Below are 3,909 nucleotides of genomic sequence, written 5' to 3'. Positions count from 1 at the left end.
GGGGCTAGGGGAGATTTAAGATTTTATCTTATACCTCTACATCTTTTCGCTTATCTTTTATTTTTCGAAAGATAAAGTGGGTGGTTTTTATGCCTCATTTTTTACCCTGTTTTTTATTTCATTAAATGCCTTACTATGTAGGGGCGAATCTGCGTGTTTGGTCTTGTTATGTAGTAATATATTAATATTGACGTTCAAAGTTCTTTCTTCTTCTTTTTTGATAGTTAGAGCCATAAGTAATTACACTAAAAAGTCTATTGAGATCATCTAAATAATATTCTCTGTCAAGCCTATGGTTAATTGTTGTAAGGAAATCAAAAATATATTCAATTATTTGAATAAGAAATAATGCTCTATAGCCCACAACTTCTTGAGAGAGATATATATTATTAAATAATTCATTATGACTGGTTATAATTTCATCTAATTCAGAGTGAAATGTAGTGATAGTATTAGAAAAAAACATCGAAATTATTTTGGCTTGCTCTTCTAGATATTTCTTTCTGCTATTAGTAATAAATTTTTCTAAAATATATTCGTCAATATTTATATACCAATTTTTTATTGGGTTATTATCTACTTCAGAAGTAATAAAGTTAATATTGCTATATCTAGTTCCAGATCCTTTTGCAAACTCATCTAGTTCTTTAATGATTTTATTATGAATTTCAGATAGTGGGCTATGTTTCTCACAATAGTTAGGATAGAGATTTTCGATGCTCTGAAATACCTTTGTTAAGTTATGTCCATAGTCTTTTATTTTTTTCTCATTAGGAAAAACTCCATTTTTAATATAATAATCTAAAGTAATACAAATTTTTCCCATTCTCTCTAAACCTAGACCTAGAGATGAAAATGCAATTGGGTATAAATATTTATATTGTATATTGGCTTTTCGTATAGCATTTAATCCATAACCTAAAAGTCCTCTTGAAAATTCTAATTCATCATATATTCTATTCGCTTTTTTGTTTTCGAGATTCATAATGCAATTTCTCCATTAAGTAATTTGGGTAATAACAAATCCCGCACTTCGGATAAAGTGCGGTTCTCTCTTCTTAAATTTAATGTATGCTGAATATAGTTATCAGAAATATCATTAAATTTAGAAAGTACATTATTGGTAGGAACAAGAATATTCATACCAATAAATGTTTTTGAATTTAAAGAGCTTCTTGTTGAGGCAAGTGATGATGAAAATAAAAACTCTTGTGTTTTTTCTTGCATAAAATACCAACGAAGAAATTCTTTAAATAAAATATTTTTAGGCTCAATCTTTGCCAAGGCAACATTATAAGCTCCCGAAATTCCAAATCTTACTTTTCCAGCTTCGCCATATTTGTCCATTAAAATATCGGTTTCATTACAAATTTTATTTTTCTTGGATATCGGAATGTAAGTTTTGTGATTTTCATTTGCATAATCTCGATTTTGAATAAATCGAATATAGCCTTCTTTTTCTTCATAAATATGTTCTGATTTAGGGGGCTGAGATCCTCCAAGAAAATCAAATTGATCAATAAGTGGCTTCACCTCCCACCCCTTCGGCACTAATCCCACTTCACTTTCCACAAACTCGCTAGGGAAAACCCTTGCGGTTTGTTGGAGTTGGTGATAGGCTTCGGGGGCGGTGTGTTGAAGTGCGGTGATTTCTGCAAGGGTTTTTCCGCTCAGGCTTGCCATTGTGGCAAGTTCGGCTTGTTCTGGGCTTGCCCCTGAGGCTAAGGCGTTGGCTTTGGCGTGTACGGGGGCGAAGTCGATAAACCAATGCTTGAAAATCGCCTGTGCGATTTGCTCTAGGGTTTGGTTGGTTTGGGTGTTGAGTTCTATTTTTTGATCAAAGATAGATATAGTATTGCTAATATTTTTTCTTGTCTCTACATTTAATTCTAATGGAACAGGTATAGATTTTAGAATTAGTTGATTTAATAATGGCTGTCCAGAGCCTACCTTTAAATTATTTAAATTAAGATTTTTTAGAAAATAATACCAAAATTTATCATCATCTAATGATTTAGCATTGACAATAATTGCGTTATCTGTAACCCAGCACTTTTGTTTTGAAAAATAGATGCTCCCGCAATATGAGCCAACTCTTCCTATGATTATGGTATTAGAACTAGTATTATATTGATTTGAATATCCAATAATACCGTTAGATCCGAAAACAGGATACAATCCATCTTCAATTCGAGCTGGAGAGCTTTTACCATTTTTAAATTTTAGGAAATGTTCTAACGTTTTCATAAAATTTCTCCTAAATCCCCAAACTCTTTCTAATCTCTTCTTCCAACGCTCGCCCTTGTGCAAACTGTTCATTTAAAAGTGCGGTGAGTTTTTGCATTTTTTCGGCGAAGGGTATGCCGTCGTCTTGTTGTTCTGCTGTGCCGACATAACGCCCAGGGGTGAGGACAAAGTCGTTTTGGCGGATTTCTTCAAGGCTGGCGGTGTAGCAGTAGCCTGCTTGGTTTTGGTAGCCCTGATCCTTTTGCCAAGCGTGGTAGGTGTTGGCGAGGTGGGCGATGTCTTCGGCGGTGAAGTCGCGTAACGTGCGGTCTTTCATATAGCCGATTTCGCGGGCATCGATAAACAGCACTTCGCCTTTGCGGGCTTTGGCTTTGTTTAGCAACCAAATGCAGGCAGGGATTTGGGTGTTGGTGAACAGTTGCCCTGGTAAGGCGACCATGGCTTCGACAAGGTCGGCTTCGATGAGTTTTTGGCGGATTTCGCCCTCGCCGCTGGTTTGGCTGCTCATTGAACCGTTGGCGAGCAGCAATGCCATTCGCCCTTGTGGGCTGAGGTGGTAAAGCATATGTTGTAGCCACGCGAAGTTGGCGTTGCCTTGTGGTGGTGTGCCGTATTGCCAGCGTGGGTCGTTTTGCAGGGCTTCGCTCCACCAGTCGCTCATATTGAAAGGTGGGTTTGCCATCACAAAATCCATTTTTTTGTCGAGGTGCTGTGGGTTGCGGAAGCTGTCGGCGTTGCCTTTGCCGAAGTCAAATTCAATACCACGAATCGCCATATTCATTGCGGCGAGTTTCCAGGTGGTGGGGTTAAATTCTTGCCCGTAAATGGAAACGTTGTTGATGTTGCCTTGATGGGCGGCGATGAATTTTTCGGTTTGCACAAAGAAGCCACCTGAACCCATTGCGGGGTCGTAAATTCGCCCTTGATAGGGTTCGAGCATTTCGACAATGAGGCTAACGATGGATTTTGGGGTGAAATATTGCCCGCCTTTTTTGCCTTCGGCGAGGGCAAATTGTCCGAGAAAGTATTCGTAAACGTGGCCTAAGATGTCTTTCGCTGCCATTGAGATGGGCTGCCCGTTGAGGGTAGGCCGGCTGAAATTTGTATCCGAAAAGAGATTGACTAAGCCGATGAGGGTTTGTTCTTCCACATCAAAGCCTGAGATGCGTTGAATGATGCCTTTGAGTTTGGGGTTTTCTTTTTCGATGGCGGTGAATGCGTCATCAATCAGGCTGGCAACGCCACGAAAGCTACCGCCCCAAGGCAAGGCTGTGCCTTTGTTGAGAATGGCGGTGTTTTTGATGTTTTCCCAACGGGCTTGTTCTGGCACCCAAAAGATGTTTTCAGCGGTGTAGTTGTCTTGCAGTTCCATTTCGCTGTGGAGCAAGGCTTGGTAGTCTTCGGGGGAATAGTCGTTGGGGTCAAGATAAAGAGGATTTTCGGGATCTTGCAGCTGGGCTTGGAGCTTTTCACGAAAGGTGGTGAAGCTGTCGGAGATGTATTTTAAGAAGATAAAACCGAGAACGATGTGTTTGTAGTTGGCAGCGTCGAGCTGGTTTCTTAACTTATCCGCCGCTGCCCATAAACGGGCATCTAAATCGTTTAAAAACGCTTGCTGTTGTGCGAGGCTGGCACTACAATCCTGCTGGCTGGCTGGCTGGC

Annotated in this window: 3 protein-coding genes; all 3 read right to left on the bottom strand. The window is 39.7% G+C overall.

Annotation, left to right across the window (positions count from 1 at the left end; genetic code table 11):
• Positions 1 to 181: 181 nt before the first annotated feature.
• Complete coding sequence (locus JP36_RS11045; RefSeq protein WP_039174699.1) at positions 182 to 985, bottom strand: hypothetical protein; 804 nt, start codon at positions 983 to 985, stop codon at positions 182 to 184.
• On the bottom strand, positions 982 to 2,247 hold the full coding sequence (locus tag JP36_RS11660) for a restriction endonuclease subunit S (RefSeq protein WP_039174697.1): 1,266 nt from the start codon (positions 2,245 to 2,247) through the stop codon (positions 982 to 984). Before JP36_RS11660 ends, JP36_RS11045 begins: the two co-directional genes overlap by 4 nt.
• Positions 2,248 to 2,257: 10 nt before the next feature.
• A partial coding sequence (locus JP36_RS11035) for a type I restriction-modification system subunit M (RefSeq protein WP_039174695.1) occupies positions 2,258 to 3,909 on the bottom strand: 1,652 nt, incomplete at its 5' end.

The sequence above is a fragment of the Gallibacterium genomosp. 1 genome (assembly GCF_000771875.1).
In the GTDB taxonomy this organism is placed as follows: domain Bacteria; phylum Pseudomonadota; class Gammaproteobacteria; order Enterobacterales; family Pasteurellaceae; genus Gallibacterium.
Note: the sequence above shows the minus strand (reverse complement) of the source record. Positions and strands in the feature narration are given on the sequence as shown.

What these genes read in the sequence shown, in the direction of transcription:
- JP36_RS11045 (WP_039174699.1), bottom strand. Translation starts at nt 985, where the DNA reads ATGAATCTCGAAAACAAAAAAGCGAATAGAATATATGATGAATTAGAA.
- JP36_RS11660 (WP_039174697.1), bottom strand. Translation starts at nt 2,247, where the DNA reads ATGAAAACGTTAGAACATTTCCTAAAATTTAAAAATGGTAAAAGCTCT.